The sequence below is a fragment of the Pseudomonas sp. 102515 genome (assembly GCF_031085165.1).
GTDB lineage: Bacteria > Pseudomonadota > Gammaproteobacteria > Pseudomonadales > Pseudomonadaceae > Chryseomonas.
The window spans coordinates 1365285-1389698 of the sequence record NZ_JAVHTY010000001.1; the positions used below are offsets into that span (position 1 = coordinate 1365285).

General features: G+C 67.7%; 26 protein-coding genes. 19 read left to right on the plus strand and 7 right to left on the minus strand.

The features are described from left to right. Positions 1 to 46 precede the first annotated feature (46 nt). The 5 genes from RCF34_RS06260 (at position 47) to RCF34_RS06280 (ending at position 5809) form a co-directional block, all read left to right on the plus strand. The gene (locus RCF34_RS06260) at positions 47 to 673 is read left to right on the plus strand and encodes a CatB-related O-acetyltransferase (RefSeq protein WP_308707371.1); all 627 of its coding nucleotides are present in this window, start codon (positions 47 to 49) and stop codon (positions 671 to 673) included. Positions 674 to 742: 69 nt separating this feature from the next. Beyond that, the gene (locus tag RCF34_RS06265; protein ID WP_308707372.1) at positions 743 to 1009 is read left to right on the plus strand and encodes a hypothetical protein; all 267 of its coding nucleotides are present in this window, start codon (positions 743 to 745) and stop codon (positions 1007 to 1009) included. Positions 1010 to 1040: 31 nt separating this feature from the next. After that, positions 1041 to 1736 carry a tRNA (N6-threonylcarbamoyladenosine(37)-N6)-methyltransferase TrmO gene (gene tsaA, locus RCF34_RS06270; RefSeq protein WP_308707373.1) on the plus strand — a complete coding sequence of 232 codons (696 nt, stop codon included), beginning with the start codon at positions 1041 to 1043 and terminating at the stop codon, positions 1734 to 1736. A gap of 119 nt (positions 1737 to 1855) precedes the next feature. Beyond that, the gene (gene ppnN / locus RCF34_RS06275; protein ID WP_308707374.1) at positions 1856 to 3232 is read left to right on the plus strand and encodes a nucleotide 5'-monophosphate nucleosidase PpnN; all 1377 of its coding nucleotides are present in this window, start codon (positions 1856 to 1858) and stop codon (positions 3230 to 3232) included. A 351-nt stretch (positions 3233 to 3583) separates the two neighbouring features. Then, on the plus strand, positions 3584 to 5809 hold the full coding sequence (locus RCF34_RS06280) for an EAL domain-containing protein (protein WP_308707375.1): 2226 nt from the start codon (positions 3584 to 3586) through the stop codon (positions 5807 to 5809). Here RCF34_RS06280 and RCF34_RS06285 read toward each other — a convergent pair. Next, positions 5806 to 6492: a dihydrofolate reductase family protein gene (locus RCF34_RS06285; protein WP_308707376.1), complete on the minus strand. Its 687-nt coding sequence runs from the start codon at positions 6490 to 6492 to the stop codon at positions 5806 to 5808. The two genes, RCF34_RS06280 and RCF34_RS06285, sit on opposite strands and share 4 nt — an antisense overlap. A gap of 137 nt (positions 6493 to 6629) precedes the next feature. Beyond that, positions 6630 to 7409: a ferredoxin-NADP reductase gene (fpr, locus tag RCF34_RS06290; protein ID WP_007160677.1), complete on the minus strand. Its 780-nt coding sequence runs from the start codon at positions 7407 to 7409 to the stop codon at positions 6630 to 6632. Positions 7410 to 7529: 120 nt separating this feature from the next. On the opposite strand from fpr, the gene RCF34_RS06295 reads away from it, so the two are divergent. Beyond that, positions 7530 to 8456 (plus strand): LysR family transcriptional regulator, encoded by a 927-nt coding sequence (locus RCF34_RS06295; RefSeq protein WP_308707377.1) that lies wholly within the window; start codon positions 7530 to 7532, stop codon positions 8454 to 8456. Between the two features lie 24 nt (positions 8457 to 8480). Here RCF34_RS06295 and RCF34_RS06300 read toward each other — a convergent pair whose 3' ends face one another. After that, positions 8481 to 8918: a DUF4345 family protein gene (locus RCF34_RS06300; RefSeq protein WP_133863180.1), complete on the minus strand. Its 438-nt coding sequence runs from the start codon at positions 8916 to 8918 to the stop codon at positions 8481 to 8483. A 185-nt stretch (positions 8919 to 9103) separates the two neighbouring features. On the opposite strand from RCF34_RS06300, the gene pdxY reads away from it, so the two are divergent. From pdxY to otnI, 7 genes are all read left to right on the plus strand, one after another. After that, entirely contained in the window at positions 9104 to 9997 is an 894-nt protein-coding gene (gene pdxY / locus RCF34_RS06305; RefSeq protein ID WP_308707378.1) for a pyridoxal kinase PdxY, read from the plus strand. 423 nt (positions 9998 to 10420) lie between these two features. Beyond that, complete coding sequence (locus RCF34_RS06310) at positions 10421 to 11125, plus strand: FadR/GntR family transcriptional regulator (RefSeq protein WP_308707379.1); 705 nt, start codon at positions 10421 to 10423, stop codon at positions 11123 to 11125. Positions 11126 to 11146: 21 nt separating this feature from the next. After that, a complete protein-coding gene (gene ltnD, locus RCF34_RS06315) occupies positions 11147 to 12040 on the plus strand; it encodes an L-threonate dehydrogenase (protein WP_308707380.1) in 894 nt (297 codons plus the stop codon). A 5-nt stretch (positions 12041 to 12045) separates the two neighbouring features. Next, positions 12046 to 13338 carry a 3-oxo-tetronate kinase gene (otnK, locus tag RCF34_RS06320; protein WP_308707381.1) on the plus strand — a complete coding sequence of 431 codons (1293 nt, stop codon included), beginning with the start codon at positions 12046 to 12048 and terminating at the stop codon, positions 13336 to 13338. Then, the gene (locus RCF34_RS06325; RefSeq protein ID WP_308707382.1) at positions 13335 to 13973 is read left to right on the plus strand and encodes an aldolase; all 639 of its coding nucleotides are present in this window, start codon (positions 13335 to 13337) and stop codon (positions 13971 to 13973) included. Before otnK ends, RCF34_RS06325 begins: the two co-directional genes overlap by 4 nt. Positions 13974 to 14112: 139 nt before the next feature. Next, positions 14113 to 15573: an SLC13 family permease gene (locus RCF34_RS06330; protein WP_308707383.1), complete on the plus strand. Its 1461-nt coding sequence runs from the start codon at positions 14113 to 14115 to the stop codon at positions 15571 to 15573. A 15-nt stretch (positions 15574 to 15588) separates the two neighbouring features. Beyond that, entirely contained in the window at positions 15589 to 16368 is a 780-nt protein-coding gene (gene otnI, locus RCF34_RS06335; RefSeq protein ID WP_308707384.1) for a 2-oxo-tetronate isomerase, read from the plus strand. Between the two features lie 246 nt (positions 16369 to 16614). Here the strand turns inward: otnI and RCF34_RS06340 are convergent, their stop codons facing one another. Next, positions 16615 to 17166 carry a sugar ABC transporter ATPase gene (locus RCF34_RS06340; RefSeq protein ID WP_308707385.1) on the minus strand — a complete coding sequence of 184 codons (552 nt, stop codon included), beginning with the start codon at positions 17164 to 17166 and terminating at the stop codon, positions 16615 to 16617. 102 nt (positions 17167 to 17268) lie between these two features. Between RCF34_RS06340 and xseA the strand changes: the two genes are divergently transcribed. Continuing rightward, positions 17269 to 18648 carry an exodeoxyribonuclease VII large subunit gene (gene xseA / locus RCF34_RS06345; RefSeq protein ID WP_308707386.1) on the plus strand — a complete coding sequence of 460 codons (1380 nt, stop codon included), beginning with the start codon at positions 17269 to 17271 and terminating at the stop codon, positions 18646 to 18648. A gap of 11 nt (positions 18649 to 18659) precedes the next feature. On the opposite strand, the gene RCF34_RS06350 is transcribed toward xseA, so the two are convergent. After that, positions 18660 to 18854 carry a hypothetical protein gene (locus RCF34_RS06350; protein ID WP_308707387.1) on the minus strand — a complete coding sequence of 65 codons (195 nt, stop codon included), beginning with the start codon at positions 18852 to 18854 and terminating at the stop codon, positions 18660 to 18662. A gap of 162 nt (positions 18855 to 19016) precedes the next feature. Here RCF34_RS06350 and RCF34_RS06355 point away from each other — a divergent pair, with 162 nt between their 5' ends. From RCF34_RS06355 to RCF34_RS06365, 3 genes are all read left to right on the plus strand, one after another. Beyond that, positions 19017 to 20123, plus strand: coding sequence for an L-dopachrome tautomerase-related protein (locus tag RCF34_RS06355; protein ID WP_308707388.1), 1107 nt, complete (start codon positions 19017 to 19019; stop codon positions 20121 to 20123). A gap of 76 nt (positions 20124 to 20199) precedes the next feature. Continuing rightward, positions 20200 to 21021, plus strand: a complete 822-nt coding sequence (locus RCF34_RS06360; protein ID WP_308707389.1) for a peptidoglycan DD-metalloendopeptidase family protein — start codon at positions 20200 to 20202, stop codon at positions 21019 to 21021. Between the two features lie 94 nt (positions 21022 to 21115). Then, positions 21116 to 21322 carry a hypothetical protein gene (locus RCF34_RS06365; protein ID WP_308707390.1) on the plus strand — a complete coding sequence of 69 codons (207 nt, stop codon included), beginning with the start codon at positions 21116 to 21118 and terminating at the stop codon, positions 21320 to 21322. Between the two features lie 4 nt (positions 21323 to 21326). Here the strand turns inward: RCF34_RS06365 and RCF34_RS06370 are convergent, their stop codons facing one another. Both RCF34_RS06370 and RCF34_RS06375 read right to left on the minus strand, forming a co-directional pair. Further along, positions 21327 to 21881, minus strand: a complete 555-nt coding sequence (locus RCF34_RS06370; protein WP_308707391.1) for a DUF488 domain-containing protein — start codon at positions 21879 to 21881, stop codon at positions 21327 to 21329. Positions 21882 to 21887: 6 nt separating this feature from the next. After that, complete coding sequence (locus tag RCF34_RS06375; protein ID WP_308707392.1) at positions 21888 to 22277, minus strand: DUF6491 family protein; 390 nt, start codon at positions 22275 to 22277, stop codon at positions 21888 to 21890. Positions 22278 to 22389: 112 nt separating this feature from the next. Between RCF34_RS06375 and RCF34_RS06380 the strand changes: the two genes are divergently transcribed. Both RCF34_RS06380 and RCF34_RS06385 read left to right on the plus strand, forming a co-directional pair. After that, complete coding sequence (locus tag RCF34_RS06380) at positions 22390 to 23670, plus strand: mechanosensitive ion channel family protein (RefSeq protein ID WP_308707393.1); 1281 nt, start codon at positions 22390 to 22392, stop codon at positions 23668 to 23670. 27 nt (positions 23671 to 23697) lie between these two features. Further along, complete coding sequence (locus RCF34_RS06385; RefSeq protein WP_308707394.1) at positions 23698 to 24366, plus strand: glutathione S-transferase; 669 nt, start codon at positions 23698 to 23700, stop codon at positions 24364 to 24366. Positions 24367 to 24414: the final 48 nt, after the last annotated feature.

The window sequence follows — 24414 nt, forward strand, 5'->3', positions numbered from 1 at the left end:
CGGGCGCTTCGGTATCCTGCCGGATACTTTTCGTCAGGGCACCGCCATGGGTTTTCTCGACAAGCTGCGCAAGAAACGTGAACGCCAGGCCCTGGCCACCCTGCCCCGCCTGCACCAGCGCACGGCGCGCCTGCGGCGCGAGCTGCCCGACTACGAGATCGGCGCCGGCACCTATGGCGCGCCGAAGGTGTTCGATCTCAAGGAGGGCGCCACCCTGCGTCTGGGCCGCTACACCTCCATCGCCGAGGGGGTGCGTATCCTCCTCGGCGGCCTGCACCGGCTGGACTGGGTGACCACCTATCCCTTCCCCGCCTTCGTCGACGACCTGGCCCACATCAAGGATCATGGCGGCACCCGGGGTGACGTGGTGATCGGCAGCGACTGCTGGATCTGCACCGATGCGCTGATCCTCTCGGGCGTCACCATCGGCCATGGCGCCGTGGTGGCCGCCGGTGCCGTGGTCACCCGCGACGTGCCGCCCTATGCGGTGGTGGGCGGCAATCCGGCGCGCTTCATCAAAGGGCGCTTTCCCCAGGCCACCTGCCAGGCGCTGCTCGACATCGCCTGGTGGGACTGGCCCGAAGCCGAGATCCTCGCCGCGGGCGAATACCTGTGCAGTGCCGATATCGACGGCTTCATCGCCTACGTCCGGGAACGCCATCCGGCGCCCTGATCGGCTCGTTCGGAACTCAAGACGGCCTCCAGCGCTCACCTTCATTATTCAATCTATTGAAGGTTTTCCATGGAAGCGCTCGATCTGCTGCAATGGCCGGCCATGGCCATCACCCTGCTCGCCGCCTGGCTGGTGGCCTCCCAGCGCCAGGGCCGACGCAACCTCGGCTTCTGGGTATTCCTGCTGAGCAATGGACTGTGGATCGCCTGGGGGCTGCAGGCCGAGGCCTATGCCCTGATCGTGCTGCAGCTGGGCCTGGCGGCGATGAATCTGCGCGGCGTGCGCCGCAACGCCGACGAGGCGCCAGCCGCCGCCGAGGTCTCGGGCAGGGCATAATGACCGGCCCCGCGTCAGACGGCCCCGTCCCATGCAGTACAGCGTCACCCCCATCGGCCACGTCCGCTCCTGCTTCAAGGAGAAATTCGCCATTCCCCGGCAACCCGCCCTGGCTCCGGCCGCCCGTGGCGTGCTGGAACTGCTGCCGCCCTTCGACCGACCCGAGGCGGTCGCCGGCCTGGAAGGCGTCAGCCATGTCTGGCTGCTGTTCCTCTTCCACCAGGCGCTGGAAAGCCAGCCGCGGCTGCGGGTGCGGCCACCGCGCCTGGGCGGCAATAGCTACCTGGGGGTGTTCGCCACCCGCGCCACCCACAGACCCAATGGCATCGGCCAGTCGGTGGTGCGCCTGGACGGCTTCGAACCGGGACGGCTGCTGCTCTCGGGGATCGATCTGCTCGACGGCACTCCGGTGCTGGACATCAAGCCCTATGTGCCCTACGCCGACAGTCCGCCGGGCGTCCACAACGCCATCGCCGAGGCGCCGCCGCCGGTCCTCGCGGTAGGCTGGGCGGACGCGGCGCGCGTCCAGGCGGAGGCCCACGGCCAGCGCCTGGGCGAGCCCCTGGCCGAGCTGATCGAGCAGTGCCTGGCTCAGGACCCGCGCCCGGCCTATCAGGCGCCGGCACCCGAGCGCCGCTATGGGGTGCGCCTCTGGGACGTGGAGGTGCACTGGCACTATCCGACCGCGGACCGGATCCGGGTACTGGACGTGACCGCGGCGCCCTGACGTCGCCCGGTTTGCATTCCGGCGTCCAAGGCCCCAACAATGACCTTGCCGGATCGCATGAGGCGGTCCGCACCCGGCTACGGCCGCCGTTCGGCCGTATCACCGATAGGGAAGCATCTATGGCTCCAAGCAGACAGGTCATCAACGCTCAGGTCAGCCCCAAGGGCAGCCTGGAGACCCTTTCCCAGCGCGAGGTCCAGCAGCTCAGCGCGGCCGGCTCGGGCAACCTCTACCAGCTCTTTCGCCAGTGCGCCCTGGCCATCCTCAACACCGGCGCCCACAGCGACAACGCCAAGACCATCCTCGAGGCCTACCAGGATTTCGAGATCCGTATCCATCAGCAGGACCGCGGCGTGCGCCTCGAGTTGATCAACGCGCCCTCGGACGCCTTCGTCGACGGCGAGATGATCGCCAGCACCCGCGAGATGCTGTTCAGCGCCCTGCGCGACATCGTCTACACCGAGAGCGAACAGAGCAGCCTGCGCATCGATCTGGAGAGCTCCGAAGGCATCACCGACTACGTCTTCCACCTGCTGCGTAACGCCCGTACCCTGCGCGCCGGCGTCGAGCCGAAGATGGTGGTGTGCTGGGGCGGTCACTCCATCAGCACCGAGGAATACAAGTACACCAAGAAGGTCGGCCACGAACTGGGCCTGCGTAGTCTGGACATCTGCACCGGCTGCGGCCCGGGCGTGATGAAGGGTCCGATGAAGGGCGCCACCATCGCCCATGCCAAGCAGCGCCTGCAGGGCGGTCGCTACCTGGGACTCACCGAGCCGGGGATCATCGCCGCCGAGGCGCCCAATCCCATCGTCAACGAACTGGTGATCCTGCCGGACATCGAGAAGCGCCTGGAAGCCTTCGTTCGCGTGGGCCACGGCATCATCATCTTCCCGGGCGGCGCCGGTACGGCAGAGGAATTCCTCTACCTGCTGGGCATCCTCATGCACCCGGACAACCGGGACATTCCCTTCCCGGTGGTGCTCACCGGGCCGCAGAGCGCCGCGCCTTACCTGGAGCAATTGCACGCCTTCATCGGCGCCACCCTGGGCGAAGCCGCCCAGCGCCACTACCAGATCGTGGTCAACGATCCGGTCGAGGTGGCCCGGCAGATGGCCCAGGGCCTCAAGGCGGTCAAGCAATTCCGTCGCGAGCGTCACGACGCCTTCCACTTCAACTGGCTGCTGCGCATCGAGGAAGGCTTCCAGCGTCCCTTCGATCCCACCCACGAGAACATGGCCGCGCTGCAACTGACCCATGCCGTGCCACCCCACGAGCTGGCCGCCAATCTGCGCCGCGCCTTCTCGGGCATCGTCGCCGGCAACGTCAAGGCCAAGGGCATCCAGCTGATCGAGGAGCGCGGGCCCTACGAGATCCATGGCGATCCCGACATCATGCGACCGCTGGATCGGCTGCTGCAGGCCTTCGTCGAGCAGCACCGCATGAAGCTGCCCGGTGGCGCGGCCTATGAGCCCTGCTACCGCGTGGTCAGCTGAATCCTTTCAGGTCGGCCTTTTTGGCCGATTTCTCCCTACCACGACCGTTCGTCAGCGCCCTGTTCGACGAACGGTCATCGCGCTGGCCAGGTGATATCATAAAATCGCTAGCCAGCTATCTAGAGCGCTTTGCTGACCTGCGTCTGCCGGGTCGCGAAGTGACTTTGCCGCCGCTAAAAAACCTCGCGCGCTAACTGCATGGCTGCGGCCTCAAGCCCCTCTTCACCACGCCGATAGGGCAAGGCAAGCTAACCTCAAAGCGCAGGTTGCCGTTGTGAAATCTACCCGAGCCGGAGATCCCGCCGGGCCGTCTTCCTCCAGCCGCGCCAGACTTCCTGCCGAGGCCACGGAATGAATAATTGGCTGGGACTCGACTTCCTCGTCGCCCCTCTTGCCCAGGAGCAAGTACACCTGCACGGCCAGCATGATGGCTGGCTGGTGGCGCTCGCCTATCTCGTCGCCGTCAGTGCCTGCTACGTCACCCTGGTGTTCGCCGAGCGCATCGGCCAGACCCGTACCCTGGCGCGGCGGCGTGCCTGGAGTCTGATGGGCGCCCTGAGCTTCGGCTTCGGCGTCTGGGGCATGCACTTCATCGCCATGCTGGCCTTCACCGTGTCCACGCGGGTGCACTACGACCTCTTGATCACCCTGGCCTCGCTGCTGATCGTGGTGCTGGCCGGACTCATGGCCATGCCCGCCCTCAGCCAGCCCGACCTCACCCTGGGTCAGCGACTCAAGGCCGGCACGGTGCTGAGCGTGGGCATCGTGCTCATGCACTACACCGGCATGGCCGCGGTGCACACCGAGGCCGTGGTGCTCTATCGCCCGCTGCCCTTCCTGCTGTCGATCGGCATCGCCGTGGTCGCCAGCTTCGCCGCTCTGCAACTGATCCAGATCTTTCGCCGTCACTACACCGGCATCTACCGCTGGCTGCGCATCGCCACCGCCCTGGTGATGGGCCTGGCCATCGCCGCCATGCATTTCACCGGCATGTGGTCCATGGTGCTGATCGCCCCCGCCCAGAACGAAAGCGCCCTGCAGGGCGCCAGCAATTCCTGGCAGCTCGGCGTCGGCATCGCCATCAGCGCCCTGTTGCTGGTGGTGGGCGGCCTGGGCGCGGCCTGGGCCGATCGCCAGCTGCAGCGCAAGGAAAACGACCTGGAGCGGGTCAATTCCCTGGTCGGCCAGCTCGACGAAGCCCGCGCCTCGCTGCAGCAGGCCGCCCACTACGATCCGCTCACCGATCTGCACAATCGCCGCGCCTTCAACCAGGCCTTCGCCGAGATACTCGAGCGCCACGCTCAGCAGGGGCGCAGCCTGGGAGTGATGTTTCTCGACATCGATCACTTCAAGCGCATCAACGACAGCCTCGGCCACGATGCCGGCGACCAGTTGCTGGTGGCCATGGCCAAGATCATTCGCGACGCGGTGCGCGAAGGCGATCTGGTGGCCCGTTTCGGTGGCGACGAATTCTGCATCCTGGCCAGCCTCGCCGGCCCCGACGAAGCCCGGCACCTGGCCCAGCGCATCCTGGAACGGCTGCGCAATCCGGTCACCATCGGCAACCGCACCCTGGTGATGACCACCAGCATCGGCATCAGCCTCTATCCGCGCGACGGCGGCTGCTGCGAAGAACTGCTCAAGAGCGCCGACCTCGCGCTCTATCTGTCCAAGGGCAATGGCCGCAACACCTACAGCTTCTTCGACGAGACCCTGCGCGAGAAAATCTCGCTGCAATTGGAGCTGGAAGCCGAATTGCGCGAGGCGCTGACCGAGGAGCGCGGTCTACAGCTCTACTATCAGCCGATCCTCGACGTCGCCAGCGGCCAGCTGGACAAGGCCGAGGCCCTGATCCGCTGGGATCATCCCCGCCTCGGCATGCTGGCGCCCCATGTCTTTCTCGGCGTGGCCGAAGCCAACGGCTTCATCGAGGAGCTGGATGCCTGGGTACTCAAACGCGCCTGTCAGGACCTGATGGAGCTGACCGCCGCCGGCCTTGCGGACCTGCGCATCGCGGTCAACTGCTCGGCGCTCAGTCTGAGCAACGAAGCCCTGCCCGGGCAGATCGCCTGGCGGCTGGACGCTCATCGGCTGTCGCCGCGACGGCTGGAACTGGAGGTGACCGAGAATGCCCTGGTCAAGAACGTGCAGCCCACCGCCGACTTGCTGCAACGCATCCGCGACCTGGGCGTGACGGTGTCCATCGACGACTTCGGCACGGGCTATTCGTCGCTGGCCTATCTCAAACGCCTGCCGATCGATACCGTGAAGATCGACCGCTCCTTCGTCACCGGGCTGGTCGAAGGCAATGCCGATCACCAGATCGTCCAGGCCATCATCGGCATGGCCCGGCCGCTCAAGCTCAAGGTCACCGCCGAGGGCGTCGAACACCTGGAACAGCTGCGCCTGTTGTGCGCCTTGGGCTGCGACTTCATCCAGGGCTACCACATCAGCCGACCGGTCCCGCTGGCCCAGGTGCCCGAGGTGATCGCCCGCTACGCCAGCAGAGTCTGCCCGCTGCAGGCCCAGGCGGAGGCGGATGCCGACGCCCTGGCCCTGGCCAAGGCGCTCGGCTAGCTACGGCGATAACGCAGCCAGACACTGCCATCGTCCTGGGCTTCGGCCGTATCCAGCTTGAGGTACAGCGGCTGTTTCCAGGCCTGTTCGGCGATCTCGAAGGAGGCCGGATGGGCACCACGGCCATCCACCAGCGGGATGATCAGCACGCTGATCTCGTCCACCAGCCCGGCGGCGACGAAGGAGCCGCTGACGTGGGGACCGCCCTCCACCACCAGTCGCTCGATACCCAGCTCGGCGTTCAGCAAGTCCAGCACGGCGCTCAGATCCAGTTCGTCCTTGCCACCGAAGACGTAGGAGGCGCCGATGCTCTGCAGGTGCGTCAGGTAGTCGTCGCTGACCCCTTCGGTGAGCACCGCCACCACATGGGAATTCAGTGCCTCGTTCTTCTTCCAGGCCACCTTGCCCTGGGGATCGATGGCGATGGCGTACTTGCTGGCGTCGCGCGTGGCGAAATGGTGGGTGCGCGGGATGGGCGCCTGGGCGACGCCGGTGGGATAGCCCTCGCCGTGGGCGATCTCTTCCATGGTCACCCGGCCACAGGCCCAGGCATCGAAATCGAAGCGCTCGGCCAGGCGCTCGTAGGTGGCATCGGCCTGCTTCTTGACGGCGCGGTCCCAGCCGTCGGTGAGGGCGTGACCGTCGACCGAGGACATCATATGGCAGATCACATAGGGCTTCATGGGGACTCCCGGCAATGGCGTGTCGCCATGACACGCCTCGCAGCAACCGACCGATCCGGCGCCGGGGGAGTTCAGCCCGCCGGACCGCGGAAACGAAAAACCCGCCGGAGGGCGGGTTTTCGGGGAGCCGGGTCGCGTCACTTCTCGACGAAGGCGCGCTCGATCAGGTAGTCGCCCGGGTCGCCCATGCGCGGCGAGATGGTCAGGCCGAATTCGTTCAGCACGGCGCTGGTCTCGTCCAGCATGCTCGGACTGCCGCAGATCATGGCGCGGTCGTCCTGCGGATTGATCGGCGGCAGGCCGATGTCCGCGAACAGCTTGCCGCTGCGCATCAGGTCGGTCTGACGACCCTGGTTGCGGAATTCCTCACGGGTGACCAGGGGGTAGTAGATCAGCTTCTCGCGGACCAGGTCGCCGATGAATTCGTGCTCCGGCAGGGTCTTGGTGATGAAGTCGGCGTAGGCCAGCTCGTTCACGTAGCGCACGCCATGGACCAGGATCACCTTCTCGAAGCGCTCGTAGGTTTCCGGATCCTGGATGGTGCTCAGGAAGGGCGCCATGCCGGTGCCGGTGCTCAGCAGATAGAGGTGCTTGGCGGGCTTGAGGTCACTGAGGATCAGGGTGCCGGTGGGCTTGCGGCTGACCATCAGGTTGTCGCCTTCCTTGAGGTGCTGCAGGCGCGAGGTCAGGGGGCCGTCCGGCACCTTGATGCTGAAGAATTCTAGGTGCTCTTCGTAGTTGGGGCTGGCGATGCTGTAGGCGCGCATCAGCGGACGACCGCCTTCGGTTTCCAGGCCGATCATCACGAACTGACCGTTCTCGAAACGCAGGCCCGCATTACGGGTGGTCTTGAAGCTGAACAGGGTGTCGTTCCAGTGATGAACGCTCAGGACGCGCTCGGTGTACAGGTTGCTCATCGATGACTCCAGGAAAAATCGGTACAGCCCGGGGCTGGATAGAAATTGCGCGACAGTTTATAGAGGGGGAAAATATCCGTGAAATGAATAATTCGAATATGGGTTATCCAAAAGGCAGATATGAGATTCACGTTGCGTCAACTCGAGGTGTTCGTCGCCGTGGCCCGCCAGGAAAGCGTTTCCCGGGCGGCCGAGGCGCTCAGTCTGTCGCAGTCGGCCACCAGTACCGCCCTCGGCGAACTGGAACGGCAATTCGACTGCCGGGTGTTCGACCGCGCGGGCAAGCGTCTGACGCTCAACGCCCTGGGGCGCCAGTTGCTACCCAAGGCGGTGGCGCTGCTCGATCGCAGCGCCGAGGTGGAAAACCTGTTGCGCGGCAAGACCGGCTTCGGCTCCCTGGAGGTCGGCGCCACCCTCACCATCGGCAACTACCTGGCTACCCTACTGCTGGGGGACTTCATGCAGCGCCATCCCGACTGCCGGGTGCGCCTGCACGTGCACAACACCGCCAGCGTGGTGCAGCGCATCGCCAACCATGACATCGACCTCGGCCTCATCGAAGGCGACTGCCAGCATCCCGATCTGGAGGTACAGCCCTGGATCGAGGATGAACTGGTGGTGTTCTGCGCGCCCGGACACGCCCTGGCAGGCAGACAGGCCACCCAGGCCGAATTGGAGGCCCAGGCCTGGATCCTGCGCGAACAGGGTTCCGGCACCCGCCTGACCTTCGACCAGGCCATGCGGCATCACGCTCAGCCGCTGGACGTGCGTCTGGAGCTGGAACACACCGAGGCCATCCTGCGCGCGGTGGAATCTGGGCTCGGCATCGGCTGCCTGTCACGGCTGGCCCTGCGCGATGCCTTCGCCCGCGGCACCCTGGTGCCCATCGCGACGCCGACCCTGGATCTGCGTCGCCAGTTCTGCTTCATCTGGCACAAGCAGAAGTACCAGACCGGAGCCATGGTCGAATTCCTCGACCTCTGTCGCCAGCTGACCCAGGGCCTCGCTCGCAGCGATCAGATCGACACCGCGCGGCCCCGACCCTAGCGCTAGCTGCTGGCACTGGTCCGCTTACTGGCCCTGGTAGAGGCGGCGATTCTCCAGCTCCCGCTGCTCGTGGCGGCGGTGGGCGCGCAGCGCCAGCAGGGCCAGGATGCCGATCACCAGGCGATAGCCCTGGGAATAGAGATCCAGCTCGGCGGTGGCCGACTCGCCCAATACGCCGCTGATCAGCCGCACCACGAACAGCGTCAACTGCACGAAGGCCACCAGCAGCAGGCCGGCCGACAGCCATTCCGCTCGGCGAAACGCCAGCACGGCGAACAGCGCCAGGGCGAATTGCATGCCGCCGTACCAGACCCGCGCCTCGGCCACCGACGCCGAATCCATCAGTACCATGCCACGGGCATTGGCCATCTCGTAGGGATAGAACCAATGCGCCAGGGCGAGGCCAAACCAGACCAGGGCCTGCAGACCCAACACCAGACGTGCGAAGCGAAGCTCGGACATTCCCCGTTTCTCCTTGGGGCCAGAGATGGAAGACAGCCGCTCCAGTGTAGCCAGCGCCGGGAGCGATCTGCACTGCCGATGCAGACCGCCACAGGCGGGTTAGGGTTCGCCGGAAGGGCTGCGGTAAGCTGCAGGCCTCCACCCTTCCGGCTCCTGACCCCGAGCCCGCCGCCCGAGAGATCGCCATGCCCGCCGCCCTGCCCGCCCAGCCGCCGCTGGTGCTGTCCATCCAGTCCCATGTCGCCTACGGCCACGTCGGCAATGCCGCCGCCACCCTGCCGCTGCAACTGCTCGGCCTGCAACCGGTTGTGGTCAACACGGTGCAATTCTCCAATCACACCGGCTACGGCGAATTCAAGGGCCAGGTCTTTCCGCCCGAGCACATCCACGACGTGCTCGACGGCCTGCGCGCCCGCGGCGTGCTGGCGCGCTGCGTGGCGGTGCTCTCCGGCTACCTGGGCGACGCCGCCATCGGCGAGGTGATCCTCGGCGTGGTGCAGGAGATCCGCCGCCAGCGCGGCGACCTGCAGTACCTGTGCGATCCGGTGATGGGCGACGTCGGCCGCGGCATCTTCGTACGCCCCGGTATCCCTGACTTCCTGCGCCGCCGGGCCATCGAACAGGCCAGCCTGATCACCCCCAACCAGTACGAATTCGAGTTGCTGCACGGCCAGCCGCTGGCCGACACCGCCGACGCCGTGAGCGCCGCCCGGCTGCTGCTCGGTCGCCCCGGCCAACCGGGCCCTACGACCATTGTCATCACCAGCCTGCGCACCCCGGACCTGCCGACCGACGCCCTCAGCACCCTGGTGGTGGAGGCCACGGATGCCTGGCTGGTACAGACGCCCTACCTGGACCTGCAGCCGCTGCCCAACGGCATGGGCGATGTCTTTTCCGCGGTGTTGCTGGGCCAGTTGCTCAACGGCCAGTCCACGCCCGCTGCGGCGTCCCATGCGGTCAGCGCCCTCTACGCCCTGGTCGCCCGCACCGGCCCCGGCAGCCGCGATCTGCCCCTGATCGCCGCGCGCGACCAGATCGTGCGACCGGGCGAGTTGTTCGAGGCGCAGCGGTTGGCGTAGGTTGGGTTGAGCGCCACCGAAGCCCAACGGTGCCCCGCCTGCTGGCTTCGACGATGAAGCCGGCTCAACCCAGCCTACGGGTACTCCTTCCTGCGCCATACCGCCCCTTTCCCTCAAGGGGGAAGAGCTGGGGTGAGGGCAGCGCAACCGCGAATTCCTCGCCGCAGGTCGCCACGCTGGGACGCATTCATGTAGTCCGCGGCAGGTTGCGCCAGGCGTTCTGCAGGGGTCATGACAAGGCTCCCATCAGAAGTGTTACATTATAACACCTACCAGCGGCTCTAGCTTGCGGCTCACAGCCGTAGAATCCGTCACAAAAATTCCGTAGTGCCTCCGCCAAAACCACTACACAAAGGCAAAAGCCTGTGCGAAAGTAGCGCTACAACCTGTATGACAACCTTACAACCACATAAGCAGGTCTCCATGTTCGCCAAGGTTCCCGCCAATGTGCTGAGCGACAACGTCGCCCAGCAGCTGCTGGACAAGATCGAAGCCGGCGTCTTCGCCCCCGGCAGCAAGATCCCCAGCGAAGCCCTGCTGTCCGAAGCCTTCGGCGTCAGCCGCACCGTGGTGCGCGAGGCCATCTCGCGGCTGAAGAACGAAGGCGTGCTGCAGCCCCAGCAGGGTCGCGGCATCTTCGTCACGACCCATGCCGGCATCCGCCCGCTGCGCATCGACGCCGACGAAGCCAGCCTGCCCGGCAGCGTCTTCCACCTGCTGGACCTGCGCCGCGCCATCGAGGCCGAGATCGCCTCCGAAGCCGCCATCAACCGCAGCGAGACCGATCTGGTGGCCATCGACGAGGCCCTGGCCGCCATCGACGAAGAGGTCGCCGACGGTCATGACGGCGTACGCGCCGACGTGGCCTTCCATCGCACCATCGCCCAGGCCACTGGCAATCCCTACTTCATCAGGACCCTGGAATTCGTCAGCCAGTACCTGGAGACGGCCACGCGCATCACCCGCACCAACGAGGCGCGGCGCGAGGACTTCTCCCGTCAGGTGCACGAAGAACACCAGGCCATCGTCGCCGCCATTCGCCTCGGCGATCCCCTGGCCGCCGCCAACGCCGCCCGCCAGCACATCTACAACGCCGCCCGCCGCCTGCGGCAGGCCGGCTTCGCCTGACCTTTTCTGGAGAACAACAAGATGCAAGACAACGTCGGTGTCATCGGCCTCGGGGCCATGGGTCTGGGCGTCGCCCGTTCGCTGCTGCGTGCCGGCTTCGCCGTGCATGCCTGTGACGTACGCGCCAGCGTGCTGGAGTCCTTCGCCAGCGAAGGCGGCGTGGCCTGCACCTCACCCGCCGCTTTGGCCGACAGCTGCGACATCCTCGTCACCGTGGTGGTCAACGCCGAACAGACCGAAGCCGTGCTGTTCGGTGAGGGCGCCGCCGCCTCTGCCCTGCGTCCGGGCAGCCTGGTGATCGCCTGCGCCACCGTGGCCCCGGCCTACGCCGTCGAGCTGGGCGAGCGCCTGGCCGAGCGCGGCATCCTGCTCTTGGACGCCCCGCTCTCCGGCGGCGCGGCCAAGGCCGCCAGCGGCGAGATGACCATGATGACCTCCGGCACCGCGGAGGCCTACGCCAAGGGCGAGGCGGTCCTGGCCGCCATGGCCGGCAAGGTCTATCGCCTGGGCGATGCGCCCGGACAGGGTTCCAAGGTCAAGATCATCAACCAGCTGCTGGCCGGGGTGCACATCGCCGCCTCCGCCGAGGCCATGGCCCTGGGCCTGCGCGAAGGCGTCGATCCGGAAGCCCTCTACGAGGTCATCACCCACAGCGCCGGCAATTCCTGGATGTTCGAGAATCGCGTGCCGCACATCCTCAGGGCCGACTACACCCCGCTGTCCGCCGTGGACATCTTCGTCAAGGACCTGGGCCTGGTGCTGGATACCGCGCGCACCTCGAAATTCCCGCTGCCGCTGTCGGCCACCGCCCACCAGATGTTCATGCAGGCCTCCACCGCCGGCTATGGTCGCGAAGACGACTCGGCCGTGATCAAGATCTTCCCGGGCATCGAACTGCCCAAGGCCGCGGAGTGATCCCGATGAGCCGGACCGAGACCCGCCCGCTGCTGGGCTGCATCGCCGACGACTTCACCGGCGCCACCGATCTCGCCAACATGCTGGTGCGCGGTGGCATGCGCACCGTGCAGGTGATCGGCGTGCCCGCGGCGGACGCCGAACTGGACGCCGCCGACGCCGTGGTGGTGGCGCTGAAATCCCGTACCACGCCGGCCGCCGAGGCGGTGAGCGAATCCCTGGCCGCCCTCGCCTGGCTGCGCCAGCGCGGTTGCCGACAATTCTTCTTCAAGTACTGCTCGACCTTCGACTCCACCGCCGCGGGCAACATCGGCCCGGTGGCCGAGGCCTTGCAAGAGGCGCTGGACTGCGACTTCACCCTGGCCTGCCCGGCCTTCCCGGAGACCGGGCGCACCCTGTTCCGTGGCCACCTGTTCGTCCAGGACCAGCTGCTCAGCGAGTCTGGCATGCGGCACCACCCGCTGACGCCCATGGGCGACGCCAACCTGGTGCGGGTGCTGCAGGCGCAGAGCCGCGGCACCGTCGGGCTGCTGCGCTACGACCAGGTCGCCAAGGGCCCCGAGGCCGTGCGCGCGGCCATCGCCGAACTGCGTACTTCGGGTCATCGCCTGGCCATCGCCGATGCGCTGTCCGATGCCGACCTGCATACCCTGGGCGCGGCCTGTGCCGAGCTGCCCCTGGTCACCGGCGGCTCGGGCATCGCCCAAGGCCTGCCGGAGAATTTCCGCCGCGCCGGCCTGCTCCAGACGCACGACGCCGCCGCCCTCGACCTGCCCGCCGGTGGCGAGGCGGTCCTGGCCGGCAGCGCCTCCCAGGCCACCAATGGCCAGGTCGCCGCCTGGTTGGAAGCCGGTCGCCCGGCCCTGCGCCTGGATCCGCTGGCGCTGGCCCAGGGTGACGCCAGCATCGACGCCACCCTCGCCTGGGCGCGCGAGCAGGACCAGGCCGTACTGATCTATGCCACCAGTCCCGCCGACGAGGTCAAGTCCATCCAGCGCGAGCTGGGCGTGGCGCGCGCCGGTGAACTGGTGGAACGTGCCCTCGGCCTGATCGCCCGTGGCCTGTTCGAGGGCGGCGTGCGCCGCCTGGTGGTGGCCGGTGGCGAGACCTCCGGCGCCGTGGTCCAGGCCCTGGGTGTACAGGCCCTGCGCATCGGCGCCCAGATCGATCCGGGGGTGCCGGCTACCCTCGGCCAGGTACAGGGCGAACCCCTGGCCCTGGCGCTCAAGTCCGGCAACTTCGGCAGTCGCGACTTCTTCGCCAAGGCCCTGCGCCAGCTGGCGGGAGAACAGCCATGAGCGCCGAAGCCCGCCTGCGCGAAGAGATCTGCACCGTCGGCGCCAGCCTCTATGCCCGCGGCTACACCGTGGGCAGCGCCGGCAACATCAGCGCCCGCCTGGAAGACGGCTGGCTGATCACCCCCACCGATGCCTGCCTCGGTCGCCTCGATCCGGCGGCCATCGCCAAGGTCGGCCTGGACGGCGACTGGGTCTCCGGCGACAAGCCATCCAAGACCCTGGCCCTGCATCGCCAGGTCTATGACCGCAATCCGGGCGTGGGCGGCGTGGTGCACACCCACTCCACCCACCTGGTGGCCCTGACCCTGGCCGGCGTCTGGCGCCCCGACGACATCCTGCCGCCGATCACCCCCTACCAGGTGATGAAGGTCGGCCATATCCCGCTGATTTCCTATGCCCGCCCCGGCGCCGCCAGCGTCGCCGAGCAGGTGGCGCAACTGGCCAACCGGGTCCGCGGCGTGATGCTCGAACGCCTAGGTCCGGTGGTCTGGGAAAGCAGCGTGAGCAAGGCCAGCTTCGCCCTGGAGGAGCTGGAAGAAACCGCGCGGCTGTGGCTGCTCAGCGAGCCGCGCCCGGCGCCGCTCGATGCCGCCGCGCTGGCCGAACTGGCGGAGACCTTCGGCGCCGTCTGGTGACCTGAAGCCCGCGCGACCGACCCCCCCCCACGATGGCCCCTGCCGGCCGTCGCGGGATCGGCTTGCCCTGGAAAAACAACAATAGCGAGGAAAGTGCCATGTCCCACGTCGTCAGCCTCACCTGCCCGGAGTCCCGCTCATGAGTCCGTTGCTGCTGGTCCTCATCGCCGCGGCGGGCATCGCCCTGCTGCTGTTCCTGGTCCTCAAGTACAAGTTCCAGCCCTTCGTGGCGCTGATGCTGGTGAGCATCCTGGTGGCCCTGGCCGCCGGGGTGGAGCCGTCCAAGCTGGTGGCGACCATCGAAGGCGGCATGGGCAAGATCCTCGGCCACATCGCCATCATCATCGCCCTGGGCGCCATGATCGGCCGCATCATCGAACTCTCCGGTGGCGCCGAGGCCCTGGCCAAGACGCTGATCGAGCGCTTCGGCAACAGACGCACGCCGCTGGCGCTGACCCTGGCCGGCTTCCTGGTCGGCATCCCGGTGTTCTTCGAGGTCGGCGTGATCGTGCTGATGCCGCTGGCCTATGGCATCGCCCGCACCGCGCGCAAGCCGCTGATCGTCTTCGCCCTGCCGATGTGCGCCACCATGCTCACCGTGCACGCCATGCTGCCGCCCCACCCGGGCGCCGTGGCCGCCGCCGGCCAGCTGGGCGCCGACCTGGGTCGGGTGCTGCTGTTCGGCCTGCCGATCACCGCCGTGCTGGCCCTGATCGGCTGGTGGGTGGCCGGGCGCATGACCCGTCGCCACTACCCCATGACCGACGACATCCGCAGCGACGTCTACGGTCCGCAGATCACCGATACCCACCTGCAGCAGTGGGGCCGCGGCCAGGACATGGCCCCCGGCCTGCCCAGCCTCGGTGCTGCCGCGGTCAAGGTCGACGAGACCCCGGCCGGCCTCGCCGCCGGTCTGCCGCCCGCGCCAGCTCCCGGCTTCGGCCTGGTGGTGACCTTGATCCTGCTGCCCATCGTGCTGATCCTGCTGGGGACCCTGGCCACCAGCTGGCTGCCCGCCGGCAACCTGCTGCGCGACATCCTCACCGTGGTCGGCGCGCCCCTGGTGGCCCTGCTGATCGACACCCTGCTGTGCGCCTATGTGCTGGGCTTCCGCCGCGGCTGGTCGCGCGAGCAGGTCTCGGACGTCATCGGCTCGGCGCTGCCCGGCGTGGCCATGGTCATCCTCATCGCCGGTGCCGGCGGGGTCTTCGGCAAGGTGCTGGTGGACACCGGCATCGGCGCGGTGGTCTCGGAGCTGCTGCGCGCCACCGGCCTGCCGGTGCTGGCGCTGGGCTTCGTGCTGACCCTGCTGCTGCGCGCGGTCCAGGGCTCCACCACCGTGGCCCTGGTCACCACCGCCGGCATCCTCGGCCCGCTGATCGCCACCCTGGACCTCTCGGCCAACCACATGGCCCTGCTGTGCCTGGCCATGGGCGCCGGCGGTCTGGCCGTGTCGCACATCAACGACGCCGGCTACTGGATCTTCACCAAGCTGGTCGGCCTGAGCGTCGCCGACGGCTTGCGTACCTGGACCGTCCTGACCACCCTGCTGGGGTGCCTGGGCTTCGCCACCACTCTGCTGCTCTGGCCCTTCGTCTGATCTGGGAGACAAGCCATGCCCCGCTTCGCCGCCAACCTCAGCATGCTCTACCCCGAGCATGCCTTCCTCGACCGCTTCGCCGCCGCCGCGGCGGATGGCTTCCAGGCCGTGGAATACCTCTTTCCCTATGAGCACACCGCCGCCGAGATCGAGGCGCGCCTGGACGCCGCCGGCCTGACCCAGGTGCTGTTCAACGCCCCGCCCGGTGACTGGGCCGCTGGCGAACGCGGCCTGGCCGCCCTGCCCGGTCGCGAAGCCGAGTGCCGCGCCGGCATCGACCGCGCCCTGGACTACGCCGCCGTGCTGGGCAATCGCCTGGTACACGTGATGGCCGGGCTGCTGCCCGCCGGGGTCGACCGGGCCCGCGCCCGCGACACCTACCTGGGCAATCTGGCCCATGCCGCCGAACAGGCGGCCAAGGCCGGGGTGACGATCCTCATCGAGCCGATCAACCCGCGCGACATGCCCGGCTATTTCCTCAATCGCCAGGACGACGCCCAGGCCATCCGCCAGGCCATAGGCGCTAGCAATCTCAAGGTGCAGTTCGACTGCTACCACTGCCAGATCGTCGAGGGCGATGTCAGCAAGACCTTCGAGCGCGACTTCGCCGGCATCGGCCACGTGCAGATCGCCGGGGTGCCCGACCGCCACGAACCGGACCTGGGGGAGTTGCACTACCCTTACCTGTTCGAGCGCTTCGACGCCCTTGGCTACGACGGCTGGATCGGTTGCGAATACCGTCCGCGGGGCGATACCTCGGCGGGGTTGGAGTGGTTGCGCAAGCTCAAGACCTAAGCCCAATCCCCCCGCTGCCTGAGCCCGTTGGGCTTCGACGAAAGCGCCGTCTCAAGCCAATCTACCGCCCCCGTAGGTTGGGCTGAGCAACGCGAAGCCCAACAGCTCACCCTTCCAGCTTGTAGGGTGGACAACGGCGCAGCCTTGTCCACCGTCAGGCACCTAGGCCCAGTGGAAAACGCTGCGCGGTTTTCCACGCTACGGGGCTATCGCGGACCGCCATGGCCGCGCTAAAAACGCCCGCCCCTACACCTCCACCACCGCCAACGGCTGCCCCAGCCGCCTCCGGAATTCCTCCAGGAAGGCCGGGGCGAAGGCCCGCGCCGGCCAGTGGTTGAAGATGAAACCCAGGTCGGAAAAGGCGCAGGGCTGGGGGAAGTCGAAGCCGTTGATGTCGTCTTCGTGATCGCATTCCGGGCAGGCGAAGTTGTCGCTTTCCGCCGGCATCCAGACCTCCAGGTGCTCGAACAGCGCCTCGCCGATCTCGCGCCGGCAGGCGGGGCAGCGGGCGCGGCCTTCGAAGCCGTCCAGCGGGGTGAAGATGCAGCGCTCGGTGACGATCTCCAGGCCGCCGTCGGCGCAGTCGCGCGGATCGTCCATGCCCGGCGCCAGGCGCAGCACCTCGGTCAGTCGCGGACCCGGCGCATGGCCACGCCGCCCGCGGCTGGGCAGGCAGGGCGAGGCTTCGGCCCTGACCACGCCACTGGCGGCGAGCCAGCCGAGAACCTCCACGGCGGTGCGCTCCACCCGTGGATGGCTGGAGATACGGGGAGCGAGGATGGTCTGGCGCAGGGTCATGGAACACGGGTCTCGGCAAAGGGGGCGCGCAGCTTAATCCCCTGCTCGCCCCGCGCCCAGAACTGCTAAGGTGAGGCCGACGAAAGCCACAGAAAGCGCCCCATGTTCAAGGATCCCTTCACCCGCCTCGGTCTCGACCGCGAGGTGCTCAGCGTCAGCCAGCTCAACAGCCGCGCCCGGGTGCTGCTGGAAGACGTCTTCGCCCAGGTCTGGGTCGAGGGCGAGATCTCCAACCTGGCCAAGCCGGCGTCGGGCCACCTGTATTTCACGTTGAAGGATGGCCAGGCCCAGGTGCGCTGCGCGCTGTTTCGCCAGCATGCCAGCCGGGTGCGCCAGGCCCTGCGCGACGGCCTGGCGGTCAAGGTGCGCGGCAAGGTCTCGCTGTTCGAGGGCCGCGGCGACTACCAGCTGATCCTCGACAGCGTCGAGCCGGCCGGCGACGGCGCCCTGCGCCTGGCGTTCGAGGCGCTCAAGGAGCGGCTGGCCGCCGAGGGCCTGTTCGCCGCCGAACGCAAGCGCGCACTGCCCGCCCATCCGCAGCGCATCGGCATCGTCTCCTCGCCCACCGGCGCGGTGATCCGCGACATCGTCAGCGTCTTCAAGCGCCGCGCCCCCCAGGTGGAGCTGACGCTGATCCCCACCGCCGTGCAGGGCCGCGAGGCCACCGCCCAGATCGTCCGCGCCCTGCAACTGGCCGACCGCCAGGGCTTCGATGCGCTGATCCTGGCCCGCGGCGGCGGTTCGCTGGAAGACCTCTGGTGCTTCAACGAAGAACCCGTGGCCCGCGCCCTGGCCGCCTGCCAGACCCCGGTGGTGAGCGCCGTGGGGCACGAGACCGATGTGTCCATCGCCGACTTCGTCGCCGATGTCCGCGCGCCGACGCCTTCGGCAGCCGCGGAATTGCTCGCGCCCCATAGCACCGACCTGCGCCAGCGCCTGGACGGCCTGCATCGCCAACTGCTCTTGCGCATGCGCGAACGGCTGGCCCGCGAGCGGCTGCGCCTGGAGGCCTGCAGCCGGCGCCTGCGTCACCCTGGCGAGCGACTGCGCCAGCAGGCCCAACGGCTGGACGATCTGGATCTGCGCCTGCGCCGTGCCTACGTCATCGCCCAGAATCGCCGCCGCGATCGCCTCGCGCACCTGGATACCCGCCTGGCCGGCCAGCATCCCGGGCGCCAGTTGGCCTTGCTGCGCCAGCGCCTGGAGCAACTGGCCGAACGCCTGCCGCGGGTCATGCAGCGGCAACTCAAGGAGCGCCAGCAGCGCCTGGCTGGCACCGTCCAGACCCTGCAGATCGTCAGCCCCCTGGCCACCTTGGGTCGCGGCTACAGCATCCTGCTCGACGAACGCGGTCACGCCGTGCGCACCGCCAGTCAGGTACAGCCGGGCCAGAAGCTCCAGGCTCGCCTGGGCGAAGGCGAGCTGGAGGTGCGGGTGCTGGACAATCACCGGGCGCCGGTCACCCTGTCGCTGCTGGACTGACAGCCGGCGCCTCAGGGCGCCTTGGTCCCCGGATTGCCATGCTCCACGGTGCGATCGGGCGACTGCGTGGCCGGATCGCTGCCAGGCGCGCTCTTCTGCACTACTTCGCTGCGCTGGGGAGGCGGGGTCTCCGGTGGTTTGTCGCAACCGGCGAGTACCGTACTCAGGGTAAGCAAGGCCAAGCTGCTGGCGATGGGACGGAACATGGGCTTCTCCTCTGGGGTTTCAGGGAGGACCCCGGAAATTCCAGCTGCGTTCCCGCGCTGGCCAACGGCCAGCCGGTCGTCGGTCCCGGCGACTTTCTCCACGGCCAGGGCAGTCGTACCTCTAGCACCGGACCGCCCGGTCACCCCTACAAGGACCCTGCCATGCCCAGACCTGCCCTCTCCCGCCTCGCCCTGGCCACCCTGTTGACCGCCCTGCCCCTGGCACCCGTCGCACTGGCCGCCGAATCCAGTGCCAAACTGGAAAAGGTCGCCCGCTTCGATCACCAGGTCACCGGCGTGACCGTCAGCGAGAGCGGACGGATCTTCGTCAACTTCCCGCGCTGGACCGAAGACAGCGCGGTATCGGTCGCCGAACTCAAGCCCGACGGCAGCCTGGTGCCCTATCCGGACCCGGCCTGGAACGGCTGGCGCAATGCCAAGCGCGACGAACTGACCCCGGGTAATCACTGGGTCTGCGTGCAATCCGTGGTGGCCGACGGTCGCGGCAGTCTCTGGGTGATCGATCCAGGCGCTCCGGCCCAGGCCCTGGTGGTGCCCGGCGCACCCAAGCTGGTCAAGATCGACCTGGCCAGCAACCAGGTGAGCAAGGTCTATGCGCTGGACGAGAGCGTGGCACCCCAGGGCAGCTACCTCAACGACGTGAGATTCAGCCCGGATGGTCGCCATGCCTATATCACCGATTCCGGTGCCCGCGGCGCCCTGGTGGTGCTGGACCTGGAGAGCGGCAAGGCACGCCGCGCCCTGGATGGCGATCCGAGCACCCAGGCCGAGAAGGGCGTCAAGGTCAAGGCCGATGGCGAGCCGCTGGTGCGTCCGGATGGCCGCGGCGTGGAATTTTCCGCCGACGGCATCGCCCTCTCCCCAGCCGGCGACTACCTCTACTGGCAGGCGGTCAAGGGCAATACCCTCTACCGCATTCCTACCACGGCGCTGCAGGGTGACGAACTCGCCAGCCTGCCGGCCAAGGTGGAAAAGGTCGGCGAGAACGGCCCGGCCGATGGCCTGCTGATGGACCCGCAAGGGCGCCTCTATGTCAGCGCGGTGGAAGACCATGCGGTGAAGATCCGCGAGAACGGCCAGGTCACCACCCTGGTGCAGGACAAGAAACTGGTCTGGCCGGACACCTTCGGTCGCGGTCCGGATGGCACCATCTACGTCACGGATTCGCGCATTCCCGAGATGAGCTTCTTCGATCCCAAGCAGAAGCCGGCACTGGAAACCGTGCTCTACAAGATCGTCCCCAACTGACCAAGGGGGCCTGGGGCACCTTGCCCTGCGGCCCTCGCCTGCTCCAGCATGGGCGTTTTCGCCACCGGATGCGCCCATGCCCCGCCTGTTCGCCCTGCTCTGCTGTCTGCTGCTGACCCTTCCCGCCCACGCCGGCACCTACCTGCAACGCCTGCTAGACAAGCCCGTGCCGGGCGGCGTCGCCGTGGTCCCCATTCCGGGTGACGCCGCGCCGCGGGTACGCTACCAGGGCAAGCCGGTGCTGGTGGTCAAGGACGGCAACGGCTGGGTGGCCATCGTCGGCATCCCCCTGGGCACCGCCGCGGGTCGCCAGCCGCTGGAGGTCGCCGGCGCCGCGCCCCAGGCCTTCACGGTCGGCAGCCGGCACTACGCCGAGCAGCGCATCACCCTGAAGAACCAGCGCCAGGTCACGCCCAATCCCGAGGACCTCAAGCGTTTCGAACGCGAACTGGCCGAGCAGCAGGCCGCCTACCGGCTGTTCTCGCCCAACCAGCCCAGCAACCTGCTCCTCGACAAGCCGGTGGACGGCCCGCTCTCCAGTCCCTTCGGCCTGCGCCGCTTCTTCAACGGCCAGGAGCGCAATCCGCATTCCGGCCTGGACTTCGCCGTGCCCGCCGGCACCCCGGTCAAGGCCCCCGCCGCCGGCAAGGTGGTCCTGGTAGGCGACTACTTCTTCAATGGCAAGACGGTGTTCGTCGACCACGGCCAGGGGCTGATCAGCATGTTCTGCCACCTCTCCCGCGTCGACGTCCAGGTCGGCCAGGAGGTGCCCCGCGGCGGCGTGGTCGGTCGCGTCGGCAGCACCGGGCGGGCCACCGGTCCCCATCTGCACTGGAACGTCAGCCTCAACGACGTGCGCGTCGATCCGAGCATCTTCATCGGTGCCTTCAAGCCCTGAGCCGGGCAAACAATTGGTTGCAGTCGCGGGCATTGCCAGGCGCAAGGCGCTGGCTTAAAAGGGACGCCTTCCCTTGCCGCGACCCGGAACCACCATGACCTCAAGACCCCGCTTCGGCAGCACCCTCGGCAGCATCCTGCTGGTCACCGCGGCCTGCTATCTGCTGGTGGGCTTTTCCCAGGGCTTCGTGGTGTCGGCCTGGTCCTGGCGCACCTGGGTGGTGTTCGCCGTCATGGTGACGCTCTATCCGGTCGGCCTGTTCGCCGGCTGGTGGAAGAAGCGCGAACCCGTGGAGCCTTAGGCACCTAGCCCCAGCCGTGGCGGGCATAGGCCCGCTTCAATCGCTCCTCGCGCGAACTGAACAGGTCGCCGTCCGCCAGACCGCTCGCGGCCAATAGCCGGTCTTCCAGCTCGGCCTGGCTTTCCAGCCGCCCGTCCGGGTGGATATGGGCGACCGCCAGGCCCCGTCGCACCAGGCAGGGCGCCACCAGCAGGCCACGATGACAGGTCAGGGGATCGCGCTCGGCGCACAGCAGTGCGATGCGCCAGCGTGCCTGGCCCTGCTCCAGCCGCAGCAATCCCTGCTGGAACCGCACGCTGGCGGCCAGGCGGTCATAGCGCACCTGTCCATCCTGGTAGTGCGCCGGATCCGCACTGCGTGCACCCAGCTCCCGCCCCAGGAATACATAGGCGATGCCCGCCGCGGCCAGACCTTCGCGCAGGGCCCCGCGGCGATACTGGGGCACATGGCGGCTGTAAGGCTGGGAGCGCACATCGGCCACCGCCGTCACCCCCTGCGCCTGCAGCAGCTCGACATAGCGCGCCAGCGGATGATTGGAATGGCCGAGGGTCAGGATCATGGCGTTTCAGCGCAAGGGATCGAGGCGATGCAATCCGCCGATGGGGCACTCCATACGGTTGCCCCGGGCATCGGTGGAGACGAGGAAGTCACCCGGGCGCAAGCCAGCGGCCCGCGAGCGATAGCCGAGGCGATTACCACCGGCCAAGTTGCGGCAGGGCATGGCGAAGTCCACCAGGTAGGCGCGGCCCAACCCGGTCCCCAGCGCCAGGTGGCGGGTGTCCAGGTAGTGCCAGCCGGAGAGATCGAAGCCCAGGATGGTGTCCATGGCCGCGCCCTGCCGATAGCCGAGTTCGGCCAGGCGATCGTCCAGGGTCGGCGGTCCGAAGGGACGCCCGGCGCAACCGGCGAGCAGCAGCATGGCGACGAGGGTGAAAAAGGCAGGGAGGACGCGCATGGAAATTTTCCTGGAAAGGCTGAACCTTGGACCGACCACGGGCGCCGAATACGGCATGCGGGGCGCAGCTTTGCTAACGTGGCGCCCGTAGTATCCCGTCAAGAGACCCTCTATGCCCACGGCCCTGACCAACCTGATCGACGATCTCGAAAAACACCCGCAACTGCTCACCCTGGTCGCCTGCCTCGGCCTGCTGCTGGCGGCCTGGGTCCTCAACTGGATCGTCAAGCGCATCCTGGTGCGCGGCTTCTATCGCCTGCTGCGCAGCACCTCCTTCGGTCAGGACCAGGAGCTCAATCACCACCGCGTCATCGGCCGGCTGGCCAACATCGTCCCGGCCCTGGTGCTGTCGATCGGCATCGAACTGGTGCCCGGGCGTCCCGAGGCCCTGGTCACCGTGGTGCAGAACGTCTGCAGCGCCTTCATCGTGCTGACCATCGCCCTGGCCCTGGGCAGCGCCCTGAACGTGGTCAACGTGCTGTATTCGCGCCGGCCTTCGGCACGCCTCAAGCCGATCAAGGGCTATGTCCAGGTCAGCAAGATCGTCATCTACGCCATCGCGGTCATCCTGATGATCGCCACCCTGATCGACCGCTCGCCGCTGATCCTGCTCTCCGGCCTCGGCGCCATGGCCGCGGTGCTGCTGCTGATATTCCAGGACACCCTGCTCTCGCTGGTGGCCAGCGTGCAGATCTCCAGCAACGACATCATCCGCGTCGGCGACTGGATCGAGATGCCCCAGCTCAACGCCGATGGCGACGTCATCGACATCGCCCTGCACACGGTCAAGGTGCAGAACTTCGACAAGACCATCACCACCATCCCCACCAAGAGATTCATCACCGACTCCTTCCGCAACTACCGCGGCATGCAGGAAGCCGGTGGCCGACGGATCAAGCGCGCGCTCAACATCGACCAGAATAGCGTGCACTTCCTCAGCGACGCCGAGCGCGAGCACCTGCACCGCTTCAACCTGCTGGACGACTACCTCACCGCCAAGGAGCAGGAACTGGCGGACTGGAATCGCAAGCTGGAAAAGCGCGGCCAGGAGCCGGTCAACACCCGTCGGGTCACCAACCTGGGGACCTTTCGCGCCTATGTCGAACGCTACCTGCGCGCCCATCCCGGGGTGCATCAAGGCATGACCCTGCTGGTCCGCCAGATGCCGCTCTCCGGCGAGGGTCTGCCGGTGGAGATCTACTGCTTCACCAACACCACGGTGTGGGCGCAATATGAGGGCATCCAGGGGGACATCTTCGATCACCTGCTCTCCATCCTCCCGGAATTCGGCCTCCATGTGTTTCAGCACCCGAGCGGACGCGACTTCCGCGGGCGGCTGGAACCGCGCGAGGCCATGACCTCCCTCGGCGAACCGGGCATCCCGGCGCCCTGATCGCCCGCCCCGGCCTAAGGAAAGACCATGATCGTCGTCCACCACCTGAACAACTCCCGCTCCCAGCGGGTGCTCTGGCTGCTCGAAGAGCTCGGCATCGAGTATCGGGTGCAACGCTACGAGCGAGCGGCGGGCGGGCTGTTCGCCCCGCCGGAGTTGCGCAAGGTGCATCCGCTGGGCAAGTCGCCGGTGATCGTCGACGGCGACCTGACCCTGGCCGAATCCGGCGCCATCGTCGACTACCTGGCACGGCGCTACGGCCCGCAATTGCTACCGGCCCAGGACAGCCCCGAGTTCGTGCGCTACACCTACTGGTTGCACTACGCCGAAGGTTCGGCCATGACGCCGCTGCTGCTCAAGCTGGTGTTCGACCGCATCGCCACCTCGCCCATGCCCTTCTTCGCCAAGCCCATCGCCAAGGGCATCGCCACCAAGGCCACGGCCAGCTTCATCCAGCCCCAGCTCGACCTGCACCTGGATTACCTGGAGAGCCAGCTGGGCGCCAGCGGCTGGTTCGTCGGCGACCGCTTCACCGCCGCCGACATCCAGCTCAGCTTCCCCCTGGAAGCCGCCGCCAGCCGCGCCGGCCTGGACAATGGCAAAAGACCCAAGCTGGTGGACTTCCTCAAGCGCATCCATGCCCGCCCGGCCTATCAGCGCGCGCTGGAGCAGGGTGGGCCTTACGTCTACGCCTGAGGGCCGGGCTTGTTGGGCTTCGCCAAACGCTCGATCCAACCTACGGTG

Bases quoted from the DNA above. Each gene is read 5' to 3' on its own strand.
- RCF34_RS06350 (WP_308707387.1), bottom strand. From the start codon at position 18,854: ATGTTCCGTCCCATCGCCAGCAGCTTGGCCTTGCTTACCCTGAGTACG.
- RCF34_RS06265 (WP_308707372.1), top strand. From the start codon at position 743: ATGGAAGCGCTCGATCTGCTGCAATGGCCGGCCATGGCCATCACCCTG.
- RCF34_RS06365 (WP_308707390.1), top strand. From the start codon at position 21,116: ATGACCTCAAGACCCCGCTTCGGCAGCACCCTCGGCAGCATCCTGCTG.
- RCF34_RS06260 (WP_308707371.1), top strand. From the start codon at position 47: ATGGGTTTTCTCGACAAGCTGCGCAAGAAACGTGAACGCCAGGCCCTG.
- RCF34_RS06380 (WP_308707393.1), top strand. From the start codon at position 22,390: ATGCCCACGGCCCTGACCAACCTGATCGACGATCTCGAAAAACACCCG.
- RCF34_RS06280 (WP_308707375.1), top strand. From the start codon at position 3,584: ATGAATAATTGGCTGGGACTCGACTTCCTCGTCGCCCCTCTTGCCCAG.
- pdxY (WP_308707378.1), top strand. From the start codon at position 9,104: ATGCCCGCCGCCCTGCCCGCCCAGCCGCCGCTGGTGCTGTCCATCCAG.
- RCF34_RS06355 (WP_308707388.1), top strand. From the start codon at position 19,017: ATGCCCAGACCTGCCCTCTCCCGCCTCGCCCTGGCCACCCTGTTGACC.
- xseA (WP_308707386.1), top strand. From the start codon at position 17,269: ATGTTCAAGGATCCCTTCACCCGCCTCGGTCTCGACCGCGAGGTGCTC.
- ppnN (WP_308707374.1), top strand. From the start codon at position 1,856: ATGGCTCCAAGCAGACAGGTCATCAACGCTCAGGTCAGCCCCAAGGGC.
- otnI (WP_308707384.1), top strand. From the start codon at position 15,589: ATGCCCCGCTTCGCCGCCAACCTCAGCATGCTCTACCCCGAGCATGCC.
- RCF34_RS06330 (WP_308707383.1), top strand. From the start codon at position 14,113: ATGAGTCCGTTGCTGCTGGTCCTCATCGCCGCGGCGGGCATCGCCCTG.
- RCF34_RS06340 (WP_308707385.1), bottom strand. From the start codon at position 17,166: ATGACCCTGCGCCAGACCATCCTCGCTCCCCGTATCTCCAGCCATCCA.
- RCF34_RS06285 (WP_308707376.1), bottom strand. From the start codon at position 6,492: ATGAAGCCCTATGTGATCTGCCATATGATGTCCTCGGTCGACGGTCAC.
- RCF34_RS06370 (WP_308707391.1), bottom strand. From the start codon at position 21,881: ATGATCCTGACCCTCGGCCATTCCAATCATCCGCTGGCGCGCTATGTC.
- ltnD (WP_308707380.1), top strand. From the start codon at position 11,147: ATGCAAGACAACGTCGGTGTCATCGGCCTCGGGGCCATGGGTCTGGGC.
- RCF34_RS06295 (WP_308707377.1), top strand. From the start codon at position 7,530: ATGAGATTCACGTTGCGTCAACTCGAGGTGTTCGTCGCCGTGGCCCGC.
- RCF34_RS06385 (WP_308707394.1), top strand. From the start codon at position 23,698: ATGATCGTCGTCCACCACCTGAACAACTCCCGCTCCCAGCGGGTGCTC.
- tsaA (WP_308707373.1), top strand. From the start codon at position 1,041: ATGCAGTACAGCGTCACCCCCATCGGCCACGTCCGCTCCTGCTTCAAG.
- RCF34_RS06375 (WP_308707392.1), bottom strand. From the start codon at position 22,277: ATGCGCGTCCTCCCTGCCTTTTTCACCCTCGTCGCCATGCTGCTGCTC.
- otnK (WP_308707381.1), top strand. From the start codon at position 12,046: ATGAGCCGGACCGAGACCCGCCCGCTGCTGGGCTGCATCGCCGACGAC.
- RCF34_RS06360 (WP_308707389.1), top strand. From the start codon at position 20,200: ATGCCCCGCCTGTTCGCCCTGCTCTGCTGTCTGCTGCTGACCCTTCCC.
- fpr (WP_007160677.1), bottom strand. From the start codon at position 7,409: ATGAGCAACCTGTACACCGAGCGCGTCCTGAGCGTTCATCACTGGAAC.
- RCF34_RS06325 (WP_308707382.1), top strand. From the start codon at position 13,335: ATGAGCGCCGAAGCCCGCCTGCGCGAAGAGATCTGCACCGTCGGCGCC.
- RCF34_RS06310 (WP_308707379.1), top strand. From the start codon at position 10,421: ATGTTCGCCAAGGTTCCCGCCAATGTGCTGAGCGACAACGTCGCCCAG.
- RCF34_RS06300 (WP_133863180.1), bottom strand. From the start codon at position 8,918: ATGTCCGAGCTTCGCTTCGCACGTCTGGTGTTGGGTCTGCAGGCCCTG.